The 24,506-nt window shown below is 48.0% G+C and carries 21 protein-coding genes; 16 read left to right on the plus strand and 5 right to left on the minus strand.

What is annotated here, in order from left to right; all coding sequences use genetic code 11:
- Window positions 1–186: 186 nt before the first annotated feature.
- The 4 genes from QFZ48_RS28190 to QFZ48_RS28205 all read left to right on the plus strand — a co-directional run bounded on the left by QFZ48_RS28190 (window position 187) and on the right by QFZ48_RS28205 (window position 6,070).
- Window positions 187–2,568 (plus strand): ABC transporter permease, encoded by a 2,382-nt coding sequence (locus QFZ48_RS28190; RefSeq protein ID WP_429064802.1) that lies wholly within the window; start codon window positions 187–189, stop codon window positions 2,566–2,568.
- 142 nt (window positions 2,569–2,710) lie between these two features.
- The gene (locus tag QFZ48_RS28195) at window positions 2,711–3,268 is read left to right on the plus strand and encodes a TetR/AcrR family transcriptional regulator (RefSeq protein ID WP_429047632.1); all 558 of its coding nucleotides are present in this window, start codon (window positions 2,711–2,713) and stop codon (window positions 3,266–3,268) included.
- A gap of 6 nt (window positions 3,269–3,274) precedes the next feature.
- Window positions 3,275–4,516, plus strand: coding sequence for a beta-ketoacyl-ACP synthase II (gene fabF / locus QFZ48_RS28200; RefSeq protein ID WP_429047630.1), 1,242 nt, complete (start codon window positions 3,275–3,277; stop codon window positions 4,514–4,516).
- 312 nt (window positions 4,517–4,828) lie between these two features.
- Window positions 4,829–6,070 (plus strand): alpha/beta hydrolase-fold protein, encoded by a 1,242-nt coding sequence (locus QFZ48_RS28205; RefSeq protein ID WP_429064804.1) that lies wholly within the window; start codon window positions 4,829–4,831, stop codon window positions 6,068–6,070.
- 53 nt (window positions 6,071–6,123) lie between these two features.
- Here the strand turns inward: QFZ48_RS28205 and QFZ48_RS28210 are convergent, their stop codons facing one another.
- Window positions 6,124–7,464: a DUF3472 domain-containing protein gene (locus tag QFZ48_RS28210; RefSeq protein ID WP_429064806.1), complete on the minus strand. Its 1,341-nt coding sequence runs from the start codon at window positions 7,462–7,464 to the stop codon at window positions 6,124–6,126.
- A gap of 255 nt (window positions 7,465–7,719) precedes the next feature.
- Here QFZ48_RS28210 and QFZ48_RS28215 point away from each other — a divergent pair, with 255 nt between their 5' ends.
- Window positions 7,720–8,700, plus strand: coding sequence for a DUF6268 family outer membrane beta-barrel protein (locus QFZ48_RS28215; protein WP_429064808.1), 981 nt, complete (start codon window positions 7,720–7,722; stop codon window positions 8,698–8,700).
- 57 nt (window positions 8,701–8,757) lie between these two features.
- On the opposite strand, the gene QFZ48_RS28220 is transcribed toward QFZ48_RS28215, so the two are convergent.
- Window positions 8,758–12,027: a S41 family peptidase gene (locus QFZ48_RS28220; protein WP_429064810.1), complete on the minus strand. Its 3,270-nt coding sequence runs from the start codon at window positions 12,025–12,027 to the stop codon at window positions 8,758–8,760.
- 301 nt (window positions 12,028–12,328) lie between these two features.
- Here QFZ48_RS28220 and QFZ48_RS28225 point away from each other — a divergent pair, with 301 nt between their 5' ends.
- Together QFZ48_RS28225 and QFZ48_RS28230 are read left to right on the plus strand one after the other, a co-directional pair.
- Window positions 12,329–12,790, plus strand: a complete 462-nt coding sequence (locus QFZ48_RS28225) for a cold-shock protein (RefSeq protein WP_079469927.1) — start codon at window positions 12,329–12,331, stop codon at window positions 12,788–12,790.
- A gap of 109 nt (window positions 12,791–12,899) precedes the next feature.
- Complete coding sequence (locus QFZ48_RS28230; protein ID WP_429047622.1) at window positions 12,900–13,997, plus strand: metallophosphoesterase; 1,098 nt, start codon at window positions 12,900–12,902, stop codon at window positions 13,995–13,997.
- Here the strand turns inward: QFZ48_RS28230 and QFZ48_RS28235 are convergent.
- A complete protein-coding gene (locus QFZ48_RS28235) occupies window positions 13,985–15,013 on the minus strand; it encodes a sterol desaturase family protein (protein WP_429047621.1) in 1,029 nt (342 codons plus the stop codon). The genes QFZ48_RS28230 and QFZ48_RS28235 overlap by 13 nt on opposite strands.
- 174 nt (window positions 15,014–15,187) lie before the next feature.
- Between QFZ48_RS28235 and QFZ48_RS28240 the strand changes: the two genes are divergently transcribed.
- Window positions 15,188–15,880: a sulfite oxidase-like oxidoreductase gene (locus QFZ48_RS28240; protein WP_429064812.1), complete on the plus strand. Its 693-nt coding sequence runs from the start codon at window positions 15,188–15,190 to the stop codon at window positions 15,878–15,880.
- Here the strand turns inward: QFZ48_RS28240 and QFZ48_RS28245 are convergent.
- Entirely contained in the window at window positions 15,877–17,139 is a 1,263-nt protein-coding gene (locus QFZ48_RS28245; RefSeq protein WP_429064814.1) for an alpha/beta hydrolase, read from the minus strand. The two genes, QFZ48_RS28240 and QFZ48_RS28245, sit on opposite strands and share 4 nt — an antisense overlap.
- A 197-nt stretch (window positions 17,140–17,336) precedes the next feature.
- Here QFZ48_RS28245 and QFZ48_RS28250 point away from each other — a divergent pair, with 197 nt between their 5' ends.
- Both QFZ48_RS28250 and QFZ48_RS28255 read left to right on the plus strand, forming a co-directional pair.
- Entirely contained in the window at window positions 17,337–17,828 is a 492-nt protein-coding gene (locus tag QFZ48_RS28250) for a BON domain-containing protein (protein ID WP_429047616.1), read from the plus strand.
- Between the two features lie 24 nt (window positions 17,829–17,852).
- Complete coding sequence (locus QFZ48_RS28255) at window positions 17,853–18,278, plus strand: SH3 domain-containing protein (RefSeq protein WP_429047615.1); 426 nt, start codon at window positions 17,853–17,855, stop codon at window positions 18,276–18,278.
- 212 nt (window positions 18,279–18,490) lie between these two features.
- On the opposite strand, the gene QFZ48_RS28260 is transcribed toward QFZ48_RS28255, so the two are convergent.
- The gene (locus QFZ48_RS28260) at window positions 18,491–20,434 is read right to left on the minus strand and encodes an alpha-L-arabinofuranosidase C-terminal domain-containing protein (protein WP_429064815.1); all 1,944 of its coding nucleotides are present in this window, start codon (window positions 20,432–20,434) and stop codon (window positions 18,491–18,493) included.
- Window positions 20,435–20,674: 240 nt separating this feature from the next.
- Between QFZ48_RS28260 and QFZ48_RS28265 the strand changes: the two genes are divergently transcribed.
- From QFZ48_RS28265 to QFZ48_RS28290, 6 genes are all read left to right on the plus strand, one after another.
- Window positions 20,675–21,154, plus strand: a complete 480-nt coding sequence (locus QFZ48_RS28265; RefSeq protein ID WP_429064817.1) for a GNAT family N-acetyltransferase — start codon at window positions 20,675–20,677, stop codon at window positions 21,152–21,154.
- Between the two features lie 107 nt (window positions 21,155–21,261).
- Window positions 21,262–21,603, plus strand: coding sequence for a YciI family protein (locus QFZ48_RS28270; RefSeq protein WP_429047609.1), 342 nt, complete (start codon window positions 21,262–21,264; stop codon window positions 21,601–21,603).
- Window positions 21,604–21,608: 5 nt separating this feature from the next.
- Window positions 21,609–22,847 carry an RNA polymerase sigma factor gene (locus tag QFZ48_RS28275; protein ID WP_429064819.1) on the plus strand — a complete coding sequence of 413 codons (1,239 nt, stop codon included), beginning with the start codon at window positions 21,609–21,611 and terminating at the stop codon, window positions 22,845–22,847.
- Window positions 22,848–22,878: 31 nt separating this feature from the next.
- On the plus strand, window positions 22,879–23,718 hold the full coding sequence (locus QFZ48_RS28280; RefSeq protein WP_429064821.1) for a helix-turn-helix domain-containing protein: 840 nt from the start codon (window positions 22,879–22,881) through the stop codon (window positions 23,716–23,718).
- A gap of 67 nt (window positions 23,719–23,785) precedes the next feature.
- Window positions 23,786–24,193, plus strand: coding sequence for a DinB family protein (locus QFZ48_RS28285; RefSeq protein ID WP_429047604.1), 408 nt, complete (start codon window positions 23,786–23,788; stop codon window positions 24,191–24,193).
- A gap of 20 nt (window positions 24,194–24,213) precedes the next feature.
- A complete protein-coding gene (locus QFZ48_RS28290; RefSeq protein ID WP_429047602.1) occupies window positions 24,214–24,504 on the plus strand; it encodes a DUF1330 domain-containing protein in 291 nt (96 codons plus the stop codon).
- Window positions 24,505–24,506: the final 2 nt, after the last annotated feature.

Consider the following 24,506-nt stretch of genomic DNA (forward strand, 5'->3'; position numbering starts at 1 on the left):
AAATTAACAATGAACCCGGGCATATAGTTGCTGCCACCTGGCAATAAGTGCTGCTGCCTGTCCGGAAATGAACACTTCTCCCGTGAAAACGGACAACCTTAATTATCCAAATAACTCATTATCAATATAAAATGCTATGGCATTATCTTGGCCGGAGCTAGTCGCACTACTCCCAAATGTGTACAAATGATGATGCTAAAAAATTATATTAAGATCTCATTCAGACATCTCTGGAAAAACAAAACCTACAGCTTTCTGAATATTTTCGGACTGGCCATTGGCCTGGTCTGCGCCGGTGTAATTTTTTTATGGGTAGAAGATGAAGTTACCTACGACAGCTCTCACGTAAAAAAAGACAGGATCTACCAGGTGTGGGAAAACTGGAATTATGATGGTAACATCCGCACATTTACCTCTACGCCTGCCCTGCTGGCCGATGCGATGAAGACAGAAATACCGGGTATTACGCAAACCTGCCGTACCTCAGAACAAACGACCAACCTGCTATTCACGTTCGGAGATAAAAAAATGTATGCCGGCGGTATTTATGTGGATGCCAGCCTCTTTAATATTTTCACGCTTCCATTTACAGAAGGCAACGCGGCTGTTCCGTTTCCGCAGTTATACTCCATTGTGATCACTGAAAAAACCGCCCGGAAATTTTTTGGCGACACGAAGAATATAGTGGGCAAAACTATTACGGTGGATAATGCGCAGCCATACGTGGTATCCGGGGTAATAAAAGATATCCCGGAAAATTCCACACTGAAATTTGAATGGGTAGCTCCTTTTGAGATCTTTTTCAACCAAAATCCTTATCTGAAAAACTGGGGCGCCAATTCTGTTGACACATATGCCGAACTGGCTCCCCATGCAGATCTGACCGCTATCAACCATAAACTTCAAAACTTCATTGCAGCGCACAATCCCGGCGCCATTAACCAGGCCTTCCTGTTCAGTATGAACAACTGGCGGTTGCGCGACCAGTTCACTGACGGAAAACAAAGTGGTGGCCGCATAGAGTATGTCCGTTTGTTTTCTCTGATTGCCTGGATCATTTTATTCATTGCCTGCATTAATTTCATGAACCTGTCTACAGCGCGCAGTGAAAAACGTGCAAAAGAAGTGGGCATCCGCAAAGTAGTGGGCGCCGGAAAAAGTAGGCTCATCACGCAGTTTATCGGTGAAGCACTGTTTATGTCAATGCTGGCAGCGGTGGTGGCGGTGCTGCTGCTATTCCTGGTGCTGCCCGTATTTAATGCGCTGGTGGATAAGCGCCTCAGCGTAGGGCTGGATAAACCGATGCATCTTATCTGGTTACTGGGAATTACGTTGATTTGCGGCGTACTGGCAGGCAGCTATCCGTCGCTGTACCTGTCTTCCTTTAACCCGGTTTTTGTGTTAAAAGGTATTAAGTCGAAGACCGGCAGTGCCGCCTTTGTCCGTAAGGGCCTGGTGATTGCGCAGTTCAGTGTTTCCATTACGCTCATCATTTGCACGGCTATCATTTACCAGCAGATCCAGCATGTAAAGAAGCGGAACCTCGGTCTTAATAAAGATAATCTTATTTCTATGCCGCTTCAGGGAACGATGAAGCAAAACTTTGCCGCCATTAAAACAGCCTTGCTGGCTACCGGCGTGATAGAAAATGCTGCATTGGCGGACCAGGTTACTTTATACGGCGGCAACAACACCGACGATATCGGCTGGAGCGGAAAATCGCCTACTGATAAAATCCTTGTTTCCCAGCGGCGCATAAGCCCCGAGTTCATTCAAACTACCGGAATGAAGATAGTGGCTGGCAATGATTTTAAACCGGTGGCTGCTGCCAATGGCATGGATGTGCTGATCACCGAATCGTTGGAACAGTTGATGGGCAAGGGAAGCGCTGTAGGCAAAACTATTAACACACCATTCAGCGCCGATTCTGTCATTCATTCCCGTGTAGCCGGTGTAGTGAAAAATTATGTTTATGGTAATATGTATGGCTCACCTGATCCTGTAGTGTTCTATTGTGTTCCTGATGACGCCAACCTGCTGTATGTGCGCATGAATGCGGGCACAGATAAGGAAGTGGCGCTTCATAGAATCGGCGATGTGATGAAGCAGTTGAATCCCGCTTATCCATTTACTTATCAGTTTGTGGACGACCAGTTTAACGAGATGTTTACCAATGAAACGCTGATGCAGCAGCTTTCCCGGCTGTTTGCCACGCTGGCTATTGTGATCAGCTGCCTGGGGTTATTTGGACTGGCCGCATATACCGCGGAGCGCAGAACCAAAGAAATAGGCATCCGCAAGGTACTCGGCGCCAGCGTATCCGGCATTACGCGCCTGCTTTCTGCCGATTTCCTGAAGCTGGTGGGCATTGCCGCGCTGATTGCCTTCCCGGTGGCGTGGTATACCATGGATCAGTGGTTGCAGAAATTCCCTTACCGCATCTCTATTCATTACTGGGTATTTGTGCTGGCCGGTGTGGCCGCCATGCTCATTGCCCTGCTCACTATCAGCTTCCAGAGTATAAAAGCAGCACTGATGAATCCCATTAACAGCTTAAAGGCAGAATAATACTGTTGCCCATATAAGTAATTCCGGCGGGGAAGTTTGAAATCAAACCTCCCCGCTTTTTTTAAGCCAATAAGTTACAAAAAAGCCGTGCATTTGTTTACTTACTACTAAGTAAGTATATTTGGGCCGCAAACGGCAAAGTATGTCTGAAACAAAAGATAAAATAGTGGCGCTGGCCGACCGCCTGGTGAGGACCAAAGGATTTAACGCCTTTAGTTACAAAGACATTTCAGGACCGCTAGAGATAAAAAATGCGGCGGTGCATTATCATTTCCCGGCGAAAGCCGACCTGGGCGTGGAAATAGTAGACCAGGACATTGCGAAATTTATCGCACAAACGAGCAAGTGGAAAAGTTTGCCGGAAGAAGAACAACTGGTAAAGCTGACGGAAGTATTCCGCCGGCACAGCAAAGAAGGCAATATCTGTTTGATGGGCTCTCTCGCCCCGGATTTTGAGACGCTGGAACCGGCTATGCAGGCGAAAGTACAGGAAATGGCCAGCGGCATCCTCGCCTGGCTTACCCGGTGCCTCGAAGAAGGCCGGAAAAAGAAACGCATTCACTTTAAAGGCGCCGCTAACACGCGTGCGCTCATTATCATATCCAATTTGCAGGCCTCCCTTCTTTTATCGAGGGTGATGGGACCATCAGCTTTCCGCCACATTGCGGAGCAGCTGTTGGACGATCTGCGTCATAAATAACCAGCTATGAAAAGAGTTGTCATAACAGGAATGGGTACCGTATCCCCTATTGGTAACAATGTTACCGATTTCTGGAATAGTCTTGTTACCGGTAAAAGCGGTGCTGCCACTATCAGTCACTTTGATGCCAGCCGCTTCCGCACACAGTTTGCACACGAGCTGAAAGGCTTCGACCCTGGCGCGTTGCTTGACAAAGGCGAAGTACGCAAAACAGATCCCTTTACGCAGTATGCGCTCGTAGCGGCCGACCAGGCGGTGAAAGATTCGGGGCTGGACTTCAGTACCATGGATCCTTTTGATACCGGCGTGATCTGGGGCTCCGGGCAGGGCGGTATGCAAACGTTCGAGGAACAGGTTACTGAATATGTTTCCGGCGATTTTAATCCCCGTTTCAGCCCTTATTTTGTGCCCAAGCTCATCACCAATATGGCATCAGGCATGATCTCCATTAAATATGGCCTGATGGGCATTAATTATACGACGGTATCAGCCTGCGCCACTTCCAATACCGCTATCATGGATGCATTAACGTATATCCGTTTGGGTAAGGCGAAGGTAATTGTGACCGGCGGTTCCGAAGCGCCCATCACATCGGCATCTGTAGGTGGCTTCTGCGCCATGAAAGCCATGTCGGTGCGCAATGATGACCCTACCACCGCCTCGCGTCCTTTCGACGTGCACCGCGATGGCTTTGTGATGGGGGAAGGCGCCGGTGCACTCATACTGGAAGAGTATGAACATGCCAAAGCCAGGGGCGCACACATTTACGCCGAAGTAGCCGGTGCAGCCATGACCGCCGATGCCTATCACATGACCGCCACCCATCCGGAAGGACTGGGCGCCCTGCGGGCTATGCAGCTCGCATTGGAAGACGCCGGGCTGAATAAAGAAGAAGTGGATTACCTGAATGCACACGCCACCTCCACACCCGTGGGCGACCTGAGCGAAATAGCTGCCATCGGCAAAATGTTCGGAGCCGCACCGTCGCACCTGCACATCAGCGCCACCAAATCCATGACCGGCCACCTGCTTGGCGCCGCCGGCGCCATAGAAGCTATCGCCAGCGTCATGAGCATTCAGAAAGGCATCATCCCTCCCACTATCAATACACAGGAACTGGATGCCGCCATCCCTTCCACCTTACAGATCGTACTGGGAACCGCCATAGAAAAAACGGTCAACGTAGCCATGAGCAATACCTTTGGCTTCGGCGGACATAACGGCATCGTCGTTTTCCGCAAAGCTTAGCGGAGGTTGTCTTTCTCGCTGATTACGCTGATTATACTGATTTGCTTGATTTTTACTTTTGGATTTTATAAAGGATTACGGGAGATAGAAGCGAATATATCCGTTTCTATCTCCCGTATTATTAATCAAAAAATCCAAAAAAATCCAAAAGTAAAAATCAAGCAAATCAGTATAATCAGCGTAATCAGCGAGAAAGACAAAATCCGCTTTGTCACGCAAAACACCCACTCCGTCACATTAATCCCCGCGTGCATCACAACTCCGGAAATACGTGCCCGGAAAATTCCATCTTTCGGGAAATAATAACCCGGTATGAAAAAAATATTCCTGGTATTTCTGGTGTTCCTGGCCTTCCTGGTGCTATGCGGTGGTGCTGGTGTGATGGCACAAGCAAACCAAAGCCTGGTTTCCTTCGGCCAACCTGATAGCATTTATTCTGATGTATTAAAAGAAAAAAGACCCTTATGGATCTATACGCCTTCGGCAGATACCAGCTATTCTGCAAAGCCGGCCTTCCCGGTGGTATATGTGCTGGATGGCGATTTTCACTTCTCCTCCCTGCAATCAATGATCCTGCAGCTAAGCGCCATTAATGGGAATACAGCGCTGCCAAGGATGATCATTGTTGGTATTCCGAATACCGGCGGTAACCGGATGCGCGACCTCACACCCACACGCGATTCGGCGTATCCCGGTTCCGGCGGCGGCGAGGCTTTCACGGAATTTATTGGTAAAGAACTCATTCCCTATATCGATAAAAAATACGCCACGGCCCCCTACCGTACGCTGATAGGACACTCCCTCGGCGGACTGATGGTGGTGAACACGCTATTGTATCATCCTGCGTTGTTTAACGGTTATATTGCCATAGATCCGAGCATTTCCTGGAATAAAGGCCAGGTGCTTGCAACAGCCAGCAGGCAATTGCAGCAGTCATTTAAAGGTAAAAACCTCTACCTCGCAGTGGCCCATACCATGAAGCCCGGACTGGATACTGTACAATTAAGAAAAGATAACTATCAGGGATCCGTTCATACCAGCGCCATTCTTAACTTAACCGATTTCCTGAGAAAATTCCCCGGTAACCAGCTCAGGTGGAGTTATACATATTATGAAGATGATGACCATAACTCGATACCGCTCGTGGGAGAATACGACGGATTAAGATTCCTGTTTCCGCATCACCGCTTTCCTACTTATCTCTATACCGATGACAGCTGCCCTGCGGATTCGTTAAAAACACTTATCACCCAGCATTTCGATATTTTGTCGAAAGACATGGGCTACCGGGTACGCCCCTACGAACCTACCTTTAATGAATTTGGCTACCACCACCTGCAACAGAAAAATTTTGATAAGTCTAAAATGTTCTTTCAGCTGAACATAGATTATTACCCGGAAAGCTTTAATACGTATGATAGTATGGGAGATTATTACCTGGAGAGGAAAGATACTGTAAATGCCAACATCCTCTGGAAAAAAGCGCTGAGCATCCGGCCTTCAAAGGAAATTAAAGATAAGGTGGAGAGCATAAATAATACTCCGCCACGTTGAGGGTTACTATTGTTTGAAAAAAGGGGCTGCAGTCACAGCCCCTTTTTATTTGTTTATGGTAAGGTATTAAAATTAATTACCGGCGCAGTACCCGATGGTGTACGGGTAAGCGGCGTATTGATTTTTACAAAGTTAGAGAAGAAGCCACAGTTGCGCAGGTAAAACTTTGTGGATTCCACGCCACCGGCAAAGTCCATACGCGACTGGGATGCAGCAGTAGCATCGCCTGTAAACTGCGCCTTTGTTAACTCATACCAGGTGCCATTGGTATCTCTTGCCCACTGATTGCCGTACTGTGCTTTCCGGCCGATGTAACCGGTTTCGGTGGAGAAATTTTCCAGGAAAGAATACAACCCGGTCAGGTATGTATTGGTTTGCGGACGTCTGAAGCTGGCAATCAGTTGCCAGGCGCCGGTTTCAGGGGCATAAAACCAGGAAGTGAATTCCGTTTTGTTATTGGCCACCGGCACAGCATGCGTTAAAAAGCGATAAGTAGTTCCCGCCTGCCAGTTGTATACCAGGTAACTTTGTCCGCCTGCACCTTCGTTGCCAAAGGAACCCGTTTGTACATTGGGGCCTTTGCGCAGTAATTCAATCTTCAGTGAATCCGGGATGCTGTTGGGATCATCTGTATCGGCAGGACTCCAAACTGAAAACAACACCCTTCTTTCGGTAGTACTGTTTACCTGTATGCCAAAATATCCCTGGCTAAAGCCGTTGGACATAAAGTAAGATCCAACCGGGTCCTGGCCAGTAGGTACGGTTACTTCATTATAAAACCATTCCACGTTTTTACCCGCCGGCGGCGTATAGCCCAGGTGTACAGAGGGACCTCTCCTGCCCCAGTATACATCGGTTTGAATGTAGTTGAGCCGGCCACTGGTGGCGGCGCCGCTGATGTACAGGTCGGACAGGTCGGCAAAGTAGCTGCCTGTTTTAGATACGCCCTGGAAATCGACTTTCAAATAGCCGGTATCCGTTAGGTTAAAATCGCCCACATCAATGGTGTGGTAGTTGCCGCCGGAGGCGGTAATAGTTTTCGACTGGCCCGCGGCGGTTATTTTCAGCTGGCTGCTGCCACCCGGTACTTTACCGCGCAATGCGAGGTGAAGGGTGCCGGTAGCGCTGGTGCGAAAGTAAGCGCTGAATACGGAACTGCTGCTGGTCCAGTTGGCCAGGCCATAGTCCACTACTACTTCTGCAGCGCCTGCGCTGCTTTGTGTTAACCAGGCGTTACTACCCAATGCCACGGCAACATCCGTAATGCCTGAAGCTTTAACGGTGGCGGGTGACAGGCTGTCTTTCGGGGATTCGCCGGAGGCAAAATAGTTCTTTGAACAAGACGCGAGGGTGAGGCATCCGAATGCGAACGCAAGCGATAATTTTGGTTTCATTGCACTGTATGTTTGGTTAAAAAAGACAAATGGGCTCACAGATTTTTTCGTACGCTCTTCTACGTGGTATACCTTGAATTTAGTTACTGTAATGGTTATACGGAAATACTGCCGCCCAATTATGACATTGTAATGACGCCTGTATTTTACGGGATGGGGCAATTGTGTTTTTTATCTCCCGAAAATAAATACCGGTAAAGGCATAGGGGTATATGGGGTGCATGGTGTCTTCCTCTAAAGCAATAAATATCACTCATGACGAATCAACAACGCATACATAAACAGCCCGTGCAGCAAAAGAAAATATATACCTGTTTGTTACTCGCCTTATTCGCCTTTGCACCTATGCAACGCCTGTGGGCGCAGCTGGGCGCCACTTCCCTCAATGGTCCCGGCATTGGGATCAGCGTGGATTACTTACCACCCTCCCGTTATATCAGGCCGGAAGATAGTGTGAAAACAAAGTCCACTACTTCGCAGCAACGTTATAATTTCGGCGCTGTATTTATGCTGAGCAACCAGGTGGATACCGCTACCGGAAAGGTGCGTACCTGGAACCTCGCGGCTTCCGGCAGCTATACCAAACTGGTCAGCGAAGATTATGATCACCGGATCTTTCCGGAAGAACTGCTGGAAACACAGCTGGCGCTCCTTCATTTCCGGAGTATCGGTAACCGTTGGGGTATGCTGAGTATGTTATCTGCCGGGGTTTTCACTGATATGAAAAAGATCAACGGGGAAGATCTTTTTATTAACGGAGGCGTAATATTTATAAAACAACATAACAAGCGGTTCTCCTATGGTATAGGCGCTATGCTTACCAATAGTTTTGGCACGCCTATGATATTGCCTGCATTGCTCATTAAGTACCAAACAGCCGGCAGGTACAGGATAGATGTTAATTTCCCGGAGAAAATAAGTGTATCCAGCAGTCTGAATAAACAAACGGACCTGGCGCTGGCATTCCGTATGCGCGGTTCTTCGTACGATGTGGAGAATGCGCCGGATAAAAAACGGCTGATGGGTTATGCTGAAATGAGCGTGGGACTGGAGAATACCTGGCACCTGAACCGGCATATCGATTTTGTGGCGTCGGGTGGCAGTATCCTTTACAGCGGCGCTACTTTTAAGGAGAAGAATTTATCTGAGATGTTTGCAGATAAACCGATGCACCGTTTTGCGACCAATTACTTTTTCAGTGGCGGACTGCGATGGAATTTCCAGCCGCGTAAATAAAAAAACCGGTGGCTGTTTACTTAAAGCAAACAGCCACCGGTCAGTTATATAAAGCCGTTATCTCACTTCATAAGGAGGCTGTGCAGGCGCCTTGTAAGGCTTTGTTTGCAGCAGGTTCTTTATTTCGGTGATGGCCCGTTCCAGCTGCGGATCGATGCCTTTGGCCATATCGCCGAGATTTTCATCTACCGCAATATCAGGATCTACGCCGTGTCCTTCGCGGAACCAGGTACCGTCGTTATTAAACATGCGGAAGGATGGTACGGTGATGATGCCGCCGTCGATTAAGCCGGGTGTATTGCTGATACCGATCAAACCGCCCCAGGTGCGGGTACCGATGATGGGGCCCAGTCCTGCCTTGCGGAAGTAATCAGGGAAGGCATCCCCGCCGGAACCGCTCCAGCCGTTGATCAGCATCACCTTCGGGCCGAAATGCGCGTAAGAAGGCCATTGTGTGGGCGTACCGTTACGGGTAGCCCAGTAAGCCAGCGGTTTGCGGTTCAGCATTTCTATAAAACGATCGGGAATCTGCCCGCCGTTATTGAAGCGTTCATCAATGATAAGGGCCGCCTTATCCCACTGACCATTAAACTGGCGGATCAGTTCATCCTGGCCATCGATGCCGGTACTTGGCACAAAGATGTATCCAACCTGGTTATTGGTGGCATCCGCAATACGTTTGCGGTTACTTTCTATCCAGGCCAGGTGGCGCAGGCGGTATTCGCTGCCGATGGTTTTTACGATCGCGGTTTTAGCGCCTTCCAGGGAAGGGCGGCTATTCCAGGTGATCTCCACTACTTTTCCTGCGAGCGACTGAAACACGCTGTATGGTTCCTGCGCGGTGGTGAGGGGCTCGCCGTTTACTGCCAGGATATAATCTCCTTCATGAATGTTCACACCGGGTTCGTCCAGCGGGTTACGGGCTTCCGCGTTCCATGCGGCGCCGCGGACGATGCGTTTAACTTTGTAGTATTTACCATCTGCCTGCCAGTCCACGCCCAGGTAGCCTACATTTTCATGTTTGCCATCTTCAACATCGCCGCCGAAATTATACGTATGCGATGCATTCATTTCGCCGAGCATTTCATTAATCACAAAGCTTACTTCTTCGCGGGTGCGGGCGCCTTCCAGGAGGTGCAGGTATTTATCTTTTACACTGTTCCAGTTCAGGCCGTGCATATGGGGATCATAGAAGAAATCACGTTCCAGGCGCCAGGTATCCATAAACAGCTGTTTCCATTCTTCTGCCGGGTTCACGGTCATTTCCATGTCGTCCACCTGCATAGCGGTGTCGATCTTCTGATTTTCGGCTACGTCGATCACGCCATAGGGCCCGTTATTGACCAGTATTTTATTGCCATCGGCGGAAAGTTCGTACTGGCCCGGGTCTTTGATGATAGTTTTTACCTGTTTGGTAGCGATATCATAGTATTGCAAAGTGGCTTCACCGCCGCTTTCCTCGTCGCTGGGTGGTGTGCTGCTCACAAACAGGATTTTGCCTTTTACGGCGCCGAGGCGGGAGTAGTTGCCACCTGGTACCGGCAGCAATACCATCCTGGCTTCCATGTTGTCCAGGTCGATATTGGTGGCGGTTTCTTTTTTCTTATCGTCTGCAGGTTTCTCCTTCTTCTCTTTTCCTTTTTTTGCGGCCGGCTTTTCCGGTTCCTTTTTATCTTCCTTTATATTCACTGCATCATTGCGGGTTGCCAGCAGGGAAGGTGTTTCCTTTTGCAGGCCAATAACCCCGATCACGGTGCTGTTGGCGTAAATAAAAGTATTATCGATACTGCTGTAGGTGGGTTTGAACGACTGGTTGGTAAGTACATAAAGATACTTGCCTTCTTCGTCAAACACCGGCCGGGCGGCATCATAGAAACCGCTGGTTACCTGGTGGCGCTGGTTATTTTTTGTATCGAAGAGAAAAACGGCTTCATGGCCGTTGTCCATGTCGCGGCTATAGGTAAGCCATCTGCTGTCGGGAGTCCAGCTGAAACGGAAGCCATCCAGCACATCGGGTGAATAGTGAAGGGCTTTGTCGACCGCCGTGGTTTTACCGGTGGTCACATCCAGCACCCATATTTTCAGGTCGTGGTCTATAAACGCAAGTTGTTTGCTGTTGGGCGACCAGTGCGGGCGGTAGCGGAAGCCGGGGCCGTAATGGGTGATCTGTTTAGCCTCATTTTCCTTGCCGGCGGCAGCCAGCCACAGTTCATATTCACCTGATTTATCGCTCCACCAGGCGATGGTTTTGCCGTCCGGCGCCCATACAGGGAAGCGTTCTGCCACACCGCTGGTGCGGGTAAGATCTTTCACGTAGCCGTTTACAGCGGGTACGGAGAAAACATCGCCGCGTGCGCTTATCAGCGCACGCTGGCCATCAGGGCTGATGGCGGTGGACTGGATATATTTAGCAGTGCGTTGTGTGCGTGGTTTCAGTGCCGCGAGGTCGGTGGTGATATTAATTTTCACCTCGGTAGATTGTTGTGTGTTCAGCGACAGGAGAAACAATTTGACATTGGCTTCATACACGATATCATCTGGTCCCAGGGAGGGAAAGTGAACGTCATAGTCTTTGTAGCTGGTAATTTGCTCGCAGGCTTTGGTATTAACATCAAAACGCCAGAGGTTCATCCTTTTCTCTGCGCCGCGGTCGGACAGGAAGTAGATGAAGTTGTTGTGCCACATGGGAAATTCGTCGCCCGCGTCACTTTTTGCGGAAATGTTTTCCGATTGTTGTTTGGCAAAATCAAACACATGGATATCTGCTTTCATACCGCCGCGGTACCTTTTCCAGTTGCGGAAGCTCTGGGAGCGGGTAACCAGGGCCATTTTGGAACCATCGGGCGACCATGATCCAAACTCTGCGTAGGCCAGTGGCAGTTTGGTGGCGGCGCCACCATTTTCCGGGATGGTGTAAAACTGGTTGAAGCGTTCTTTCGTGCTTTCCCTGCCGGAGGCAAAAAGCACCTGCTTGCCGTCGGGTGTCCAATCTACTACGCGGTCGCTGCCGCCGTACTCCGTGAGACGCAGCGGTACCCCACCGGCTACCGGTAATACGTATACATCGGCGTTGCCATCATAGTTGGCGCTGAAAGCGAGTTTGTTGCCATCCGGGGAAAATTTCGGGAAGGCCTCCACTCCCGGTGGAGAAATCAGTTTGATGGCTGTGCCACCCGTTTTCGGGACAATCCAGATATCATTGGCATAGGAAAATGCGATCTGCGACCGGGATACATCAGGATAGCGGAACAGGCCGGCGTCTACCTGTGCCATTGCCTGTTTTCCTGCAATAGCAGCAAGGAAAACCAGGGCCGTTTTCTTCATCATAAGCGTTTTAAATTTTTTTAGACGGGTCCACTTCCAGGTGGTTAATTTTGTTGCGCACTAAAACCAATTTGCTAATCTATGGAAATCCCATGACACCATAATTATCCCTGGTCACAAATAAAATATCATGATAATCTGCAACGTGATGCGAATTATTTTCAATGTGCAAAAAATATAGAATAGCCGCTATAGGGAGTCCTGGGGCAAAATACCTGTGCATAAAGGCTGTGCTGCTTTATATTCCGGGCCTTTTACGCAAAAAAAGCCGATCTTTGTAAGGTATCAAAATATATACATAAATATGGCTAGATCCCAGGAAACAGTTGGTAAAAAAGAAAAAGAAAAGAAAAAAGCGAAACAAAGACTGGATAAACAAGAAAGAAAGGAAGAACGAAAGAGAGAAAGCGGAAAAGGAAAGAGTCTGGAGGACATGATGGCTTACATAGATGAGAATGGTAATATCTCTTCTACTCCACCCGATCCAAGCAGGAAAAGGGAAATCAATGTGGAAGACATTCAGCTCGGACCAGGCAGACAATTGCCCGAGGAACCAGCAGAACTGATCCGCAGAGGTGTGGTGAAATTTTTCAATGAGTCCAAAGGTTACGGGTTTATTATCGATCAGCAGACACAGGATAGTGTGTTCGTTCACATTAACCAGCTGACTGAACTTATTAAAGAAAAAGACAAGGTAACTTTTGAAGTGGAGAGAGGACAGAAAGGTCCAAGTGCGGTTAACGTAAAGAAAGAAGTAAAAAGCTAAACTGTAACAGGTCTGGCTTTATTGAAATAAAAAAATCTGAGCGGTTATTGATAATCGCTCATTTTTGTGCGTGGTAAGGTACTCAGCCACCTTTCTAAAAAAATACAGCGTGCCGCATCCAGTGAAAAAATTCTTCCAGCGTCCTGTTATCTGGCTTTCAAACAGGTTTTCTTCCCAGCCGGACAAATCCCAGGTATTTACCTCCCTATCCCAGCTTCACGAGGAAATCCTCAAAGGCAACCGTCAAAAAGGACTGATTGTTCCTTTTGATTACGAGCATAGCCGCTTTATTATTTTCTCCGATCAACATAAAGGAGGTAAAGATGGTGCGGACGACTTTATGGCCGCAGAAGCCAATTATGTGGCTGCGCTCCGTTATTACTACGACAAAGGCTACACGTTTATTAACCTGGGCGATTGCGAGGAATTGTGGGAATGCACGCCGGCTACCGTGATCCGGGAAAACCGCGACACATTGCTGGAAGAAGCCCGGTTCCTGCAACAGCAACGTTATTTCAGGATATTTGGGAATCATGACCTGGAATGGCATTACGCCATACCCCGGCAGCAATTTCTGAAGGGGATCTTCGGGAAGAAACTGAGAGTATATGAAGGCCTTATCCTGCAAACCCGCTACCAGGACCACGACTACAAAATTTATCTCACACATGGCCACCAGGGCGACCTGCGCAGCGACGGCAATGCTTTCAGCAAATGGTTTGTAGCCGCTATATGGACACCCGTACAGCGCTTTTTTGATATCCGGATGGATACCCTCTCCGATTCCTTTGACCTGGCCGACCGCCACAATATCATGATGTACGAATGGAGTATCCGGTACGAGAAAACCTTCCTCATTTCCGGGCACACCCACAAACCGGTGTTTGCATCACTGGATCATATCGACAAACTCACGAAACAACTGGATAAAGCCCGCGCCCAGGGAGACACTGGTGAGATAGCCATCTTACAAAAAGCATTAGCAGCCAGACAGGCAGAATATGCCGGTAAACAGGTGGTAAAAACAATGGCGCATCCCTCCTATTTCAACACGGGCTGTTGCTGTTTTAATGATGGCGATATTACGGGGATTGAAATAGCAGATGGCGCGATCCGGCTGATCAAATGGAAAAACGATGCGCAGGGGAATTCCCGGGTAGTGCTCGAAGAATCCCCGCTGTATTACCTGTTTGATCAGATGACCTGATCTGCTGTGGGCTGCCGTAATGGTTGCTGATGCTGCACCTCCTCCAGGAAAGCCTGTTTCACCACCTTCGCGGTTTTATGATCCCCGGTATGGCTCCATCCCGGCGGCATTACAATGTACAACAGCTTGTTTTTTATGCCGGGCGCTTTCCGGACATCTTTCCACAACCCGTACAATTCACCAAAATAAACATCCAGGAAATTATTGGGATTCATTTCCCGGGAAATACCATATTCGATCTGCATATCCCTCTTTTCAGGCTGGAAAGTGCCAAATACCTTATCCCAGATGTTAAGCAGGTTACAGAAATTGGTATCCATGTACAGGGGATTCTTTGCATGATGCACCCTGTGATGCGATGGCGTGAGAATGATTTTATTGAGAAAGCCAAGACGCCCGTCTTTAACCAGGTTTTCACCCACATGAATGAAAGATCCCCAGGTGCCGTCGATGAACATAATGATAAAAAGCAATGGCGGATTAACGCCCATGAGGATACAGATACTGGTGCGGATTACGTCTGCATAGGGTGCTTCCAGGAAGAAGTGCGCATAAGTAACCGAAAGGTTCATGGTTTGCGGCGCATGATGAGTAGAGTGCAGGCACCAGAATAAACGCACCTTATGCCCATAATAATGGTAAATAAAGTGGGAGAATTCCCAGATCACATATCCATAAATAAACCAGTACCATTTAAGGGAAGTATTGATCAACGCATATTTCTCCAGCAAGCCAATACAAAAAGCAACTGCCGCAATAGAAATGAACCGGGAAATGAACCGGTTGGCCACAAAGATCAGGAAGGGCATTTTATAGTCTTCAATCTTGAATTTCTTATAAAAAATGGCCCTGCCTATTTCCAGCAATAGCAGAAAAGGTACCAGCGGTGAGATAACCGAGAAGATCCCGTTTAACGTAAGCAGCACCTTATAGTTTCCTGTTTTACATACTTCTATTAGTTGCGAGATACCCAGGAACCCGATGATCTCCTTGAATATCGTTTGAATGACCTCCATAACGCGCCTTTATTTAAGTTTACTTTGTTCGTACAATATACAACTTTGTATGAACAAAGTATAGCAAAACGGCTACTTTTTTTTCAGATAATGCCGCGCCCGGTACACCAGGCCCTACCGCCCGGATAGGCCGTAAATCCGTATATTTATGCCCTGAGACCCAAAAATTACTTTATGGAAGAGGCGGATAAACTAAAGCGTATCGTAGAAGCGAGAATGAAGCTCAAATCCCGTTTTGAGGAGAAGATGCGGCTCACCCCATCTGTAGCCGATAATAAACCCAAAGGCAGCGGCAATCCCAACCGGCATGGCATGCCCGTATTACCGGTAGGACAAACCATCACGCATAAATGGCCGGTACTGGACCTGGGCATACAGCCGGAAATTGAAAAAGAAGAATGGCAGCTTGTCCTCGATGGTGCTGTGGAACACCCGGTGACTTTGAGTTGGGAAGATTTCCTCGCACTGCCGCAAACATCCGATACCTCGGACTTTCATTGCGTTACCACCTGGTCGAAGCTGAATATGAACTGGGTGGGCGTTCGCCTGCTGGACCTGGCCGCGCTGGTACAACCAAAAGACACGGCCACACACATACTCTGTTACGGATACGATGATTACACCACCAACGTGTCGCTGGAAGAAGCATTGAAACCGGATGTGCTGCTGGTACATACATTTGAAGGCGCGCCATTACCAAAAGAACATGGCGGACCGGTAAGAATGATTACCCCTGAACTATATGCCTGGAAAGGTGCCAAGTGGATACGGCGCATTGAATTCCTCACTGCCAACAGGCTGGGCTTCTGGGAAGAAAGAGGTTACTCCAATACCGCTTACCCCTGGAGAAACGACCGGTATAGCTAATGCTTTATAAACGCTGCCAACGACGGTACCAGCTGCGACGACAGTGGTAATGGCGTCTTATTCCCTGCGGGAACGGGTGCGGTGTCTTTCAGCGCGTGCGTCATTCCTTTGATCATCAGCAGCTGCGAACCCGGCTTACAGTGATGGAGAATATCGGCTTGTACAGGTGGCACCTGTGTATCGCTGGTACCGCCAATAATTAAGAACGGCATTTTTACAGCGGGTAGCAAGGTACAGGGATCATAATGAAAAGTACTTTTCCAGAAAGTATACAGGGAAGGATTGAAAAGCGTGCTTAATACCGCCGGTACCTGCTGCGGATTATTGCCCTGCCGGAGTTCATTTAAAATCACGGTCGCCCTATCATATAACGAATCAGCCAGCATTGGCCTTAACTGTGTCAGCAATACTTTATCCATACATTCCCCCGGTCCGGATAATGATATCAGGCTGTTAAAGCTCCTGCGGCCGGCACACATCAGGCCTATTAAAGCCCCTTCGCTATGCCCAATAACTGCCACACTTTTAAATTGCTGTGTATTTTTTTGGAGATGATCTATCCAGGCGATGGCATCATCCGTAAAATCGTCGAGTGAGGTGGCGCTGCTGCTTTTTTTGAAGCCGGTGCTTTGCCCGATGCCGCGTTTATCGTAACGCAAAGAGGCAATGCCATTGGCCGCTAAAGCTGCTGCCAGCTGCTGATAAGAGTTACCGTTGGCAGCCGCTGATAATGGATTATTACCATTATGATCAGTTGGCCCGGAACCTGCGATGATCAATGCCACCGGCCAGGGTTGTTTTTCCACGGGCTTTGTAAGAATGCCATACAGGATACCACCGTCCGGAGTAATCACCGTATCCGTTTCTTCATAAGGCAACAGTGCGGTAGTCAGGAGTTTGGTACCTGCAATAAAAAAGCCGGCAATCCGGTGGTTGGTGTCGAACACCACACGAAAGGTGATAATGGCTTTGCCAAACCTGTTATCCGCCAGTATCATATCATATGCGCCTTCCTTTGCTGTTTTCAGGGAGATAACAGTTTCCCATTTCCCATGGGACTGTTCAATCTGCTGCCAGATCCCTTTCAGCATGTCCGGCGTTACCTTTGCCGTCATGGTGGCATCCATATTTTCTTTTGCGCCGTCCCAGTTCCCTTTACCGAGCTGCTCAAAAAAATGAGTCGCTATCTGATCATTTTGTTGCGCAGATGCCGTGCAAAGCAGGATGCACAGGAGTGATAACAGGTACCATTTCTTCATAGGTCCGGAATTTACTGCATTATTTTTTGCTGGGCCTAAATTATTGAATACGCCTGACAGTCAAAATTAAAATCACATTAATAGAGACCAGGCCGTCTGTATTAAAAAATAAACAACTCTTACCGTCTTATTGCCGGATGAAAAAAGATACTTAACTTAAGAAAGTATTTTTTCATCATTAAAACCTCAGTATGATTATGAAACTGAAACACCTGACCACAGTGATCCTCTCCGTGGGACTATTGTTCATGATTTCCTGCAAATCGAAACCTAAGGATGCAGACATACAGGCTGCAGTAACCACTGCATTACAATCGTCGCCCGGCGTTAGTGCAGATGTGAAGGATGGCGTAGTAACCCTTTCCGGATCTGTTGCCACCCAGGCTGACAAAGATGCCGCAGAAGCTGCTGTTAAGCTGAACCAGGGTGTTAAGAGTGTTGTTAACAATGTTACCGTAGCCCCTCCTCCACCGCCGCCACCCGCACCGGTAGAAGTTACTGCCGATGATTCACTGAAAACAGCCGTAGCAAGTATTGTGAAAGATTTCCCTGGTATCCAGGCAGATGTTAAAGACGGAGTAATTACTATTACCGGCGAACAGAAAGCAGACCGTTGGAAAAAACTGAAAATGGCGCTGGATGCCCTGAAGCCTAAAAAGGTAGATGCTTCCGGTTTAAAAGTAAAATAATCTTTCTCTTTAAATACAATAATCATGGCAGCATTACAGGATAAATATAAAGAGCTGATTGATGCAGCACAAGCTGCAGGCACCAGCAACCTGAAAGTAAACGAACTGGATGGCGTATTGCATATCGAAGGAGAAGCACCTACCGGCGCCGTAAAGGACCAACTGTGGAACATCTACGGAAAGATTGATCCCAACTTCCTCACCGGCGACGTAGTAATGAATATCAATGTAGCTACTGCTGTAGCAGGCGCTAAACTGAAAGTGATCACAGAATCAACTAACCTGAATATCCGCAAGGGCCCCGGCACCGACCAGCCTGTTGTAGGAAAAGCAGCACACAATGAAATTGTTTCGCTGATCAGTAAACAAAGCGATCAGTGGTGGCTGATCCGCACAGATGCAGGCGAAGAAGGCTATGCCTATGCGCAGTATCTGCAACCGGTGGAATAAGCGGATATTGTCTTTCCCGCTGATTACGCTGATTATACTGATTTGCTTGATTTTTACTTTTTGGATTTTTTTGGATTTTTAGATTAATAATAAGGGAGATAAAAGCGGATATATTCGCTTCTATCTCCCTTAATCCTTTATAAAATCCAAAAAGTAAAAATCAAGCAAATCAGTATAATCAGCGTAATCAGCGAGAAAGACAAAACCCGCGTTTATCTACGCGGCGCCGGGATACGGATAAGCGCCACCGAGCGGGGCGCAACTTCATAACTAATCACTTTGTCGATTTCGAGATTACTGGTAGCAGATGTAACTGCCGGCGCATTTTTATCCGTTGCATTTTCTGTAAGTACCGTTACTGCTGCATTTGTATGCCGCGCTACGAGGCCGGCCACATTGGCTTTGGCGGATACACCGGTTTCACCGGCATTCACCAGTTTAATAATGAGATCACCGGTTTTACTGTCTTTCACGCAAGATACGCCTGTATTGGTATTATTATTCAGCGTAACGATATCAGGGTAGCAGATATCGCCTGCATTGTTTGAAAACAGGTGCTGTACGTAATAATTAGGCGTACGGGTGATTGTAGTACCCGTGAAATAAATGAGGTTCGGGTTCCACGAAGTATGACCGGTACGGGCCAGCAGCGGAGCGTAGGAAGATAACCGTACGATGTCGCCGTTGCGTTCCAGCGCGGTCATGTATACGCCTTCCGCTAAGGCATTGAACCAGGTGTTTCCTCTTGAAGCATATTCACCGAGGTATACTTTGGATTTCTTGCGGTTATAGGAATCGTAGCGGTTTTTATTTTCCAGGAACCACTCCGGTTTTTCGTAATAGTGTTCATCTACGATCTGCAAAGCATTTTTGTCGGCAAATGCCCATCCTGCCTCAAAATCTTCTCCTGCCGGAGCCGGGCCGACGGTTCCGATAAGGGTAATTTCCGGGTGCTTTTCTTTTACAGCCGCTTCAATTAATTTAAAGCGCTCCCTGAATTCGGGCGTTTGTTTATCCTCGTTGCCAATGGCCAGGTATTCCAGGTGGAACGGCGCAGGATGACCTGCAGCAGCCCTTTTGGAGCCCCAGGTGGAGGTGGCTGGTCCGTTGGCATATTCAACCAGGTCCAGTATTTCATTGATATAAGCGGGCATTTCTTCCAGTGGCAATCCCTTTTGCCCGGTGCCGCCAATGCGCCAGGTGCCGCCGGAATTCTGGCAGCTCACCGCCGCAGGTACTACCGGTAAAGGTTTGGCGCCAATATCTTCACAAAACTGGAAGTACTCGAAGTAGCCAAGTCCGAGCGACTGATGATAGTTCCATATATTCCGCTGTGCTTTTCTTTCTTCTACAGGACCGATGGTGTTTTTCCAGCGGTACATGTTTTCGAGGCCGTCGCCATGCACGAGGCAACCTCCCGGGAAGCGCATGAACCTGGGCTTCAGATCCGCGATGGCCTGTCCGAGATCGGCTCTTAGCCCGTTTGTTCTGCCATGAAAAGTATTTACCGGGAACAGGGAAACCATATCTATCGCCAGGCTGCCTTTCGCTTTGGCCACCAGTACCAGCACGGCGCTATCGTCTGTTTGTTGTGCGGTAAGAACGCCACTGCTCTTCTTCCACTCCTTTGCATCTGCCGTGATGCTTACTTCTCCATACACCTCCCCTTTCCGGCCGCGCAGCTGCACAGACACTGGAATAGGAGTTGCCGACAGTAGCCGGGTAAATACGGAAAAGTTATACTGTTCTCCTTTTTTGATGGCAATGCCATCAAACCCGTTGTTTTGCAGCCCGATGCCTTCCTGGCCGGGTTCCTCAATGGTGAGTACTACATAATGCGGGTTATTGGGATGAACCGGCGATTTACTTTCCACGTTCACCGCTCCGTAGCCGAAGCCTTTTGTTACGTATTCCCAGGCCGTGAAAGCATGCCACTCCCGCCTGTCGGCCGGTGTATACTCAAACGAACGGTTCTGGATTAATTCTGCATACAGGCCGCCATCTGCCGCATAGCTGATGTCTTCAAAAAAAATTCCGAACAGATCGGGGGAAATAGCTTTGCCGGCTTTGTGCTTCGTTTGTGCACCCGCCAGGTGTGTACCCAACAAGCCAATAAAGAACATAAAGAGGATCTCTTTTCTTACATGCTTTTTCATAACGCGTACTAATTTTTGTAGCTGCCTGGCAGGTGCGCCGGCTTACTTCTGACAGGAAAAATAATAAAACTATTTTATTAATCGTCAATTTGACAATTAATTTTTATAATTCCGGAAGATGCCTGTGTTTTGTTGTTATATTTTTGTTGACAGCAATAAAAGCCCCGCTCCGCTTCCGGTTCTTTTTTCTCCGGCTGGTATATAAAACTTAACTTCCCGTTATTCATTTTATCGTTGTTAATGAGCATGACCATCAGACCATATACGCCCTCCGATAAACCAGCCTGCATGGCTGCTTTTAAAAGTAATATGCCTGGCTTTTTTGCACCGGCAGAATTACCCGATTTTGAAGAATGGCTCCGGGAACAGGATGCACGGTATGCATCTCCCCAAAAAAATAACAACGAACAATATTATGTAGCCACCCTGCAGGAACAGGTAATCGGCTGCGGAGGTTATTATATCGATACTGCAAAACAGGAAGCTGCAATGACCTGGGGCCTTATCACACAGGCATTACATAAACAGGGATATGGCAGGCAACTATTCCTGTACCGCGTACAGGTGATCCGGTCGGTATGCCCGCAATGCAGCATCAGGCTTGACACTACGCAACACGTTTATCCTTTTTTCGAGAAACTCGGATTTGTGGTTACCCGCATCACGAAAGATGCTTATGGTCCGGGACTCCACCGGTACGATATGGAACAGCATGCATAATCCGCACACCGGATGGAAAATATTTTTTTCGGACAAAAAAATGAAGTTATTTGTCCCCCTCATGAATATTCAGTCGTTACTAAAACGAAACCATAAAACATTATGCAATGAAAGAATTCATGTTAATTTTCAGAAACAGTACCAACTCGCACGACAACCCATCTCCCGAACAGTTACAGGAAAGGATGAACTGGCTGGCTGGTATTGCCGCCCAAAACAAACTGGCAGATAAAGGAAACCGGTTATCCGCCAGCGACGCCAAAACCGTGAAGCCCGATATGGTAACAGACGGCCCCTACACGGAAATCAAAGAATTTATCAGTGGCTATATGATTGTGAAGGCAGCCAATATTGAAGAAGCGGTGGCATTTGCCCAGGCCAATCCGGTACTTAAAGCCGGCGGCAATGTAGAAGTAAGGGCTATACTCAGACCGGAAGAGAAAAGCTAACGCCCATGGCAGCAAGCACCCCTCCCCACCCGGAGCTTTTACCTCAATTATTCAGGTTGGAATATTCCAAAATGACGGCTGTATTATGCCGTCTTTTTGGCTTGAAACATATGGAAACAGCCGAAGACATTGTGAGCGAAACCTTTCTGAAAGCCACCGAAATATGGCGCGTACAGGGCACCCCTGAAAACCCCACCGCCTGGCTGTACACCGTAGCAAAAAATAAAACGAAAGATTATCTCAAACATCTGTCCATCTTCGAAACACAGATAAAAGGCGCTCTTACAGCCAGCGAATGGCAAATAGCACCCGACTTTGATTTCACCCCGCAAACTATCAGCGACAGCCAGCTGGCCATGATTTTTGCGGTTTGCAATCCCGCTAACTCCACCGAATCACAGATCTGCCTCGCCCTCCAGATCCTGTGCGGATTCAGCATCGAAGAAATTGCGGATGCCTTTCTTTCTAAAACAGCGACCATCAAAAAAAGATTGCTCCGGGCAAGGGCCAATCTGCGCAACGACAACTTCCAGATCAGGCAACTGCAGGAAGCAACCATAAAAGAAAGACTGGACGTTGTTTTAAGAACCCTCTATCTTTTATTTAATGAGGGATACTTTTCTAAATCCAATAATCACCTCATCCGGAAAGACCTCTGTTCAGAAGCCATCAGGCTGGCGCTGGTACTCGCCGAAAACCCGCTCACTAACACCACTCAATCCAACGCACTGCTGGCACTGATGTGCTTTCAAAGTTCCAGGCTGAATGCAAGGGACAACAAAGGAGAAACCGTGCTGTATGAGCAACAGGATAAAAACCTGTGGAGCAAAGAACTCATCCAACAGGGCAACTACTACCTCGTAAATGCCTGCTCCGGCAATGAAATATCGAAGTATCACCTCGAAGCAGGCATCGCCTACTGGCATACCACGCCCACTGATCATAATAAATGGACGCATATCTTGCAGCTGTATAACCAGCTGATATTAATTGAATATTCTCCTATGACCGCACTGAACAGAACCTTTGCCTTTGCAAAAGTTTACGGACACCCCGCCGGCATACAGGAAGCGGAAAAACTTGGCTTACACAACAACAGCCATTATCATTCCCTGCTGGGTTATCTGTACGCGGAAAACAATACAGCAAAAGCGGTTGCGCATTATCAACAAGCCATCCATCTTACAAAATCAACCGCAGAAAAGAAAACGCTGATGAAGGAAATACAACGGCTTCTCCTGTAACAGGATCACTTTTTTTTGATAACTTTATATTATGCAGGCGGATATTCAAATACTCTATCAATCTCCCGTTTGCACCGTACATAATTTTCTGTGCCGGTGCCAGGAATGTTCCGTGTCTGCAAAAGAATACCAGGAAACATTTTCCATTGCTTATATCCGAAAAGGAAACTTCCGCTTCCGGGTTTTCAGGAATGAGCTGGATGCTTACAGCGGTCTTTTCCTGCTCTGTAAACCCGGCTACGAACACCAGGTAGCGCACGTGCACAACATACCGGATCAATGCACCATTTTTTCTTTTACACCCGCAAGTGAAGGCCTGTTGATGGAACATGCTGCCAACTTTTCCTGGTTCTTCAGTAACCCCGACATTCAATCCATCCTGGTAAAAGCTACGCCGGAAATGGAGTTCCTGCATCAGCGCATATTCAGCCTGCTGCAAAAAACACGCTACCCTTCTTTATGGGCAGAGCAGCTGATGACCGCGCTTTTCCACCTGGTGTTGTCTGCCGGAGATCCGCGCCATCCCCTGCCCGTATTGAATGATAAACAAAAAAGGAATTACCTGCCGGTGATAGAAAAGGTGAAAGCGTTTATCCATGAAAACTATGCAGACAATGTTACGCTTCCGCAACTTGCAGCGCAGGGAAATATGAGCCCGTTTCATTTTAACCGGCTTTTTAAACAGATCACCGCCGCCACTCCCTACAGTTATTTGCTGCAGGTAAGGCTCAAACAAGCTGCGCTGCAACTTTGCAACACAGGGCTGCCGGTAACCGACATTGCATTCTCCACAGGCTTTAACAGCCTCGAACATTTCTCCGCCGCCTATAAAAAACAATTTGGCCAATCACCCTCCGCCATGCGTTCTTAAAGAGAGCAATTTTCCTTAAACAGATGCTTCCCCTTCCGGTTAATTTTGCGGTAACAAACTTAATATTATGAAAACGCAATTATTAACGACCCTGGAAAATGCGAAGCATTATACGCTAAGCGTAGCGGAGGCCATGCCGGAAAAGAACTATCACTTTAAACCAACACCAGCCGTATGGACGTTTGGAGAACTGCTGCATCATATTGGTTATGGCATCGGCTGGTGGGAAGAAAATTTTATCCAACAACAATCTTCAGAATGGAACCCTCCTCCTGCTACTACCGGCAAAGCGGCCACCATTACCTACCTGAACCAGGCTTTTGCCGCCTTGAAAAAAAGTATCGAAGAAATGCCGCTGTCGGACCAGGTGGTGGCCGGCTTCTATGCCACCATCGATCATGTTACGCATCACCGCGGACAGGCGACTGTCTATCTCCGCACACAAGGTATTGTTCCTCCTGAATACGTTTACTGATCTTTCAAATAAAAAATCATATGCCTGTATATTATATCAATAGCTACGACATTATCAATGAAGAAGAATATGCAAAGTATGGCCCGCCGGTAGTTCAATTATTGCATAAATATGGCGCGGAAGTACTGGCATCAGACCTCCAGGCCATCGCTGTAGAAGGAACGGTGAAGAAGATGACTGCCATTATTAAATTCCCGTCGGAGGCAGCTGCGCTGCAATGTTACCACGACCCGGAATATCAGCCGCTAAAGGCCATTAGGTGGCGTTCTACTGAAAATTGTACGATGACGCTGGTGCATGGATGGGAGTAGTG

Source organism: Chitinophaga sp. W2I13, from assembly GCF_050434005.1.
In the GTDB taxonomy this organism is placed as follows: domain Bacteria; phylum Bacteroidota; class Bacteroidia; order Chitinophagales; family Chitinophagaceae; genus Chitinophaga.

Excerpts from the sequence above, each read along its gene's own strand:
- QFZ48_RS28190 (WP_429064802.1), top strand. The coding sequence starts at position 187 with ATGATGATGCTAAAAAATTATATTAAGATCTCATTCAGACATCTCTGG.
- QFZ48_RS28195 (WP_429047632.1), top strand. The coding sequence starts at position 2,711 with ATGTCTGAAACAAAAGATAAAATAGTGGCGCTGGCCGACCGCCTGGTG.
- fabF (WP_429047630.1), top strand. The coding sequence starts at position 3,275 with ATGAAAAGAGTTGTCATAACAGGAATGGGTACCGTATCCCCTATTGGT.
- QFZ48_RS28205 (WP_429064804.1), top strand. The coding sequence starts at position 4,829 with ATGAAAAAAATATTCCTGGTATTTCTGGTGTTCCTGGCCTTCCTGGTG.
- QFZ48_RS28210 (WP_429064806.1), bottom strand. The coding sequence starts at position 7,464 with ATGAAACCAAAATTATCGCTTGCGTTCGCATTCGGATGCCTCACCCTC.
- QFZ48_RS28215 (WP_429064808.1), top strand. The coding sequence starts at position 7,720 with ATGACGAATCAACAACGCATACATAAACAGCCCGTGCAGCAAAAGAAA.
- QFZ48_RS28220 (WP_429064810.1), bottom strand. The coding sequence starts at position 12,027 with ATGATGAAGAAAACGGCCCTGGTTTTCCTTGCTGCTATTGCAGGAAAA.
- QFZ48_RS28225 (WP_079469927.1), top strand. The coding sequence starts at position 12,329 with ATGGCTAGATCCCAGGAAACAGTTGGTAAAAAAGAAAAAGAAAAGAAA.
- QFZ48_RS28235 (WP_429047621.1), bottom strand. The coding sequence starts at position 15,013 with ATGGAGGTCATTCAAACGATATTCAAGGAGATCATCGGGTTCCTGGGT.
- QFZ48_RS28240 (WP_429064812.1), top strand. The coding sequence starts at position 15,188 with ATGGAAGAGGCGGATAAACTAAAGCGTATCGTAGAAGCGAGAATGAAG.
- QFZ48_RS28245 (WP_429064814.1), bottom strand. The coding sequence starts at position 17,139 with ATGAAGAAATGGTACCTGTTATCACTCCTGTGCATCCTGCTTTGCACG.
- QFZ48_RS28250 (WP_429047616.1), top strand. The coding sequence starts at position 17,337 with ATGAAACTGAAACACCTGACCACAGTGATCCTCTCCGTGGGACTATTG.
- QFZ48_RS28255 (WP_429047615.1), top strand. The coding sequence starts at position 17,853 with ATGGCAGCATTACAGGATAAATATAAAGAGCTGATTGATGCAGCACAA.
- QFZ48_RS28260 (WP_429064815.1), bottom strand. The coding sequence starts at position 20,434 with ATGAAAAAGCATGTAAGAAAAGAGATCCTCTTTATGTTCTTTATTGGC.
- QFZ48_RS28265 (WP_429064817.1), top strand. The coding sequence starts at position 20,675 with ATGAGCATGACCATCAGACCATATACGCCCTCCGATAAACCAGCCTGC.
- QFZ48_RS28270 (WP_429047609.1), top strand. The coding sequence starts at position 21,262 with ATGAAAGAATTCATGTTAATTTTCAGAAACAGTACCAACTCGCACGAC.
- QFZ48_RS28275 (WP_429064819.1), top strand. The coding sequence starts at position 21,609 with ATGGCAGCAAGCACCCCTCCCCACCCGGAGCTTTTACCTCAATTATTC.
- QFZ48_RS28280 (WP_429064821.1), top strand. The coding sequence starts at position 22,879 with ATGCAGGCGGATATTCAAATACTCTATCAATCTCCCGTTTGCACCGTA.
- QFZ48_RS28285 (WP_429047604.1), top strand. The coding sequence starts at position 23,786 with ATGAAAACGCAATTATTAACGACCCTGGAAAATGCGAAGCATTATACG.
- QFZ48_RS28290 (WP_429047602.1), top strand. The coding sequence starts at position 24,214 with ATGCCTGTATATTATATCAATAGCTACGACATTATCAATGAAGAAGAA.